This is a genomic window from Kitasatospora sp. NPDC093558, assembly GCF_040683475.1.
Lineage (GTDB): Bacteria > Actinomycetota > Actinomycetes > Streptomycetales > Streptomycetaceae > Kitasatospora.
In genome coordinates, this window is record NZ_JBFBDY010000606.1 from 1 (window position 1) to 3,748 (window position 3,748).

Below are 3,748 nucleotides of genomic sequence, written 5' to 3' on the forward strand. Positions count from 1 at the left end.
GGCCGTGGAGACGGGGACGCGCCGCTCGCGCAGCCGGCGGACGATCCGCTCCAGCAGGCCGTCGGCGGCTGCCGTCGGCCCCTGCTCCCACAGCAGTTGGTAGTAGCCGGGGGAGGGCATGCCGGACTGGTAGCCGGCGAAGGCGTCCAGCTGGCGGAAGGAGTACGGCACGAGGAAGCTGCCGCCCAGGGCACCGGAGGGCGGCTCCGGCACCTCCGGCCAGTCCTCGGTCGGCCAGTCCTCGGTCGGCCGGTCCTCGGTCGGCCGGTCCTCGGTCGGCCGGTCCTCCTCCGCGCTCCCCGTGGCGGCCAGGGCGCGGAGCGCGGGCGTGTGGAACCCGCCGGTCACCACCACGACCGGCCGTCCGCCGGCGCGCGCGAGCGCGGCCCGGACCCAGCGGGCCATGTACGCCTCCCGCGCCCGGTCGCCCGCCTCGGCCGCCGCATCACCGCGGACCAGCTCGAAGTAGGCGTCGAGCCGCTGCGCGAGGCCGTCCGGACCGGCCACCTCGACGAGCCGGTCCCACAGCGCGTCCACCGAGTCGGTGCCGAACCGCTCGCACAGCCGCCGCGTCGCCTGCGCGTACCGGGCCTCGGCGTCGGCGAACCGGTTGGCCAGCGGCACGGCCCGCTCGACGAAGGCCGGGTGCCAGGCCGGCAGGTCGATGAACCGCACCTGCGCGCCCGCCGCCCGCCCGCGGGTGAGCGCGACCCACTCCGGCGAGTAGTCGCACAGCGGTGTCCAGGACGTCGCCGTGCGCTCGTCGTCGCGGTAGTGGCTGAACACGGCGACGGGCAGCTCGTGGCCGAGGAGCAGTTCGTCGAGCCGGCCGTTCATGTCGGCTGGGCCCTCCACCAGCACGTAGGCCGGGCGGAGCGCCTCGACGGTGTCGGCGACCAGGCGCGCGCAGGCCGGCGAGTGGTGCCGCACGCCGATGAACACCGGCTCGCCGCTGAACACCGGCTCACCGCACGACAGTTCCGCGAGTTCCACGGCCATCAGCCGGCCAGCAGATGTCGTGCTTCGTACAGGGCCCGCCACTGCGCGCCGCGCCGGCCGCTCGCCTGCTGCTCCAGGAAGCGGCGTAGCCGGGCGAGGTCCTCCGGGCTGTCCTTGGCGGCCGTGCCCGCGAGGCAGGTCACGACGTCGGCCGCGTCACCGGGCTCGCCGCGCAGGAACCACCCGCGCACGCCGACCGCGTGTGCCACCGACACCGCCTCGGCCGTGCTCATCACGGCGGATATCCGCCCGGCCGCGCCCTGGTCGCCGCGCAGCTCGCGGAACGTCCCGACGAGCACCTCCAGCACGTCGCGGTCCGGCGCCGCCTCGACGCCCGAGCGGCGCAGCAGGGCGGCGGCCTCGGCCTCGACGAGGGCGAGCTCGGTGTCGAAGTCCGGGATCGGGAAGACCGTCTCGAAGTTGAACCGGCGTTTGAGGGCCGCGCTCATCTCGTTGACACCGCGGTCCCTGGTGTTGGCGGTGGCGATGACGTTGAACCCGGCGCGGGCGAACACCATCCCCTCCGGGCCGTCCAACTCCGGTACGGCCAGGACCCGTTCGGACAGCAGGGAGAGCAGGCAGTCCTGCACCTCCAGCGGGCAGCGGGTGATCTCCTCGAAGCGGATGACGCGGCCCTCGGCCATGCCGCGCAGCATCGGCGCGGGGACGAGGGAGCGCGGCGACGGGCCTTCGGAGACGAGCAGCGCGTAGTTCCACGAGTACTTGATCTGGTCCTCGGTGGTGGCCGCGCCGCCCTGGACGGTCAGCGTGGACGTGCCGCTGACGGCCGCCGCGATCAGCTCCGACAGCAGCGACTTGGCGGTGCCCGGTTCGCCGACCAGCAGCAGGCCCCGGTTGGTCGCCAGCGTCACCAGCGCCCGCTCCACGAGCGAGGCGTTGCCGACGAACTTGCGGCTGATCCCGGCCTCGTCGTCCCCGACGACGAACCGGCGCGCGGCCCGCAGGCTCAGCTGCCACCCGGGCGGGCGCGGGGCGTCGTCCGCGGCGCGCAGCGCGGCCAGCTCCTCCGCGTAGCGGACCTCGGCGGGCGGGCGCTGGAGCGCGATGTCCCCCACGTCGACGGCGGCCCCGACGTTCACGGCGCTCATGGTGCCGTCACCTCCTCCAGGTCGGCGAGCAGCTCGGAGGCGACGACGGGGTCGAGCTCGCCGAAGGTCGCCGGGTACTGGGTGTTGCGCCAGAAGTCGCGCGGCGAGCGGTCCAGCCAGACCGTCTCGAAGACCTGGTCGGGGAACTCGTCGACGACCCCGACCCAGATCCCCTCGTTGAGGGCGATGACGAGGTGGAGGCCCTCGCCGAGCTTCTTGGAGAACCAGCGCTCGATGCCGGCGTCCTGCGGCGTCCCGCGCTCCCAGCCACGCTTGGTCAGGCCGAGCAGCCGGCCCACCGGCACATTGCAGCCCTCGAAGCGGTGCAGGTGGCTGACGGCGGCCTCCTCCGGCGTCACGTGCCGCACCGGGCGGCCGAGTTGCGGGAACGGCTGGAGGATCTCGTAGTCCGCGAACAGCTCCGACCACGCCGCCAGGGCCTCGCCGAGGTGCAGCGGGTGGGCGAGGCGGACGGTCGCGTCGTCGGGGAGCGTGAACTCGTCGTCCTCGACGTCCGCGAACGTGCGGTCCTCGGCGACGCGGAAGGCGGTGATCACACCCTCCGTGCCGTCCGCGAGCCAGACCAGGCGCCGCACGAGGTGCCACACCAGCGGGTGGCCGACGAACAGCTCCCGGAACTCGGCCGCCGTCCAGGTCCGCCCGGCGACCATGGCCGCCTCCAGGCGGCGCACCTGGTCCGAGGCGATCGTCCGGACGTCCTTCTTCAGCGCGACGAAGCGCTTGCGCTCGGCCGGTGCCAGCTCCTGGTCGTCCCGGACGCCGGGGGCGGGCAGGTCCTTGCGCCGCTTGCCGTCCTCGTCGAGCACGAACGGGCGCAGCTGCTCGTCGAAGCCGACGGTGAAGCGGCGCGGGCCGTAGTCGACGACCGTCGTGCCGTCCGCGTCGAGCCCGAGGTCCGGCACGAGCCGGTCGGAGAGCTGGTCGCCGGTGAGGCCCAGGCCCTCGGCGACCTCGGCGATCTTCTCCTGGGCGCGCTCCTTGAGCGCCTTGAACTTCACCCGCTGGGCGATCCCGTGCAGGTGCAGGAGGGCGACGTCGCTGCCGATGGCCGCCAGCACGCCCAGCCCCTCGACCGCGCGGTGGTGGGCGCCCTGCCCGGGCCAGTCGCGCACGACGGGGGTGAGCCGGCGGACCGTCTCGTCGTCGCCGAGGAAGCCGAGCGCGTGCAGCGTCCAGCTCTCCTTGGCGGGCATCGCGACCTGCCGCCACTCCTCGAACAGCGCCCAGGCGAAGGCGGCCAGCGAGTCGGCCCGGCAGACGTCGACGACGATGGCCAGCCCGGGGTACGGATCGCCGGGCTTCGACAGCGCGAGCATCGTCAGCACGTGCCGGACGGACTCCTCCGGCAGCGCCCCGCCCCCGGTGAGCAGCAGCTGCGGCAGGACGGCGGGCTGCGCCCACGCGGGCAGCGCGGGCATCTTCGCGGGCAGGGCGTTCTCCAGCGGGTCCGCGGCCAGGGCCTCGGCGACGATCTCCGCGGCCTCCGCGCCGAAGCGGGCGGACACGGCGGCCAGCACGGCCTCGTTGCCCTCGGTGGAGGCGACCAGCCGCAGCCCCTGCTCGGCGGCGCCGCGGGCCCGGCCGACCGGGCCGACCGCGTCGGGGACGAGGAACAGGGC

At 74.8% G+C, this 3,748-nt stretch carries 3 protein-coding genes; all 3 read right to left on the minus strand.

Features of this window, described 5'->3' with window-relative positions:
- On the minus strand, positions 1-993 hold a 993-nt coding region (locus AB0O00_RS32345), incomplete at its 3' end, for a DUF5682 family protein (RefSeq protein ID WP_363657859.1).
- 5 nt (positions 994-998) lie between these two features.
- Complete coding sequence (locus tag AB0O00_RS32350) at positions 999-2,108, minus strand: AAA family ATPase (RefSeq protein WP_363657861.1); 1,110 nt, start codon at positions 2,106-2,108, stop codon at positions 999-1,001.
- Positions 2,105-3,748: DUF4132 domain-containing protein (locus AB0O00_RS32355; RefSeq protein ID WP_363657863.1), on the minus strand; the 1,644-nt coding region annotated here is incomplete at its 5' end. The genes AB0O00_RS32350 and AB0O00_RS32355, both read right to left, overlap by 4 nt.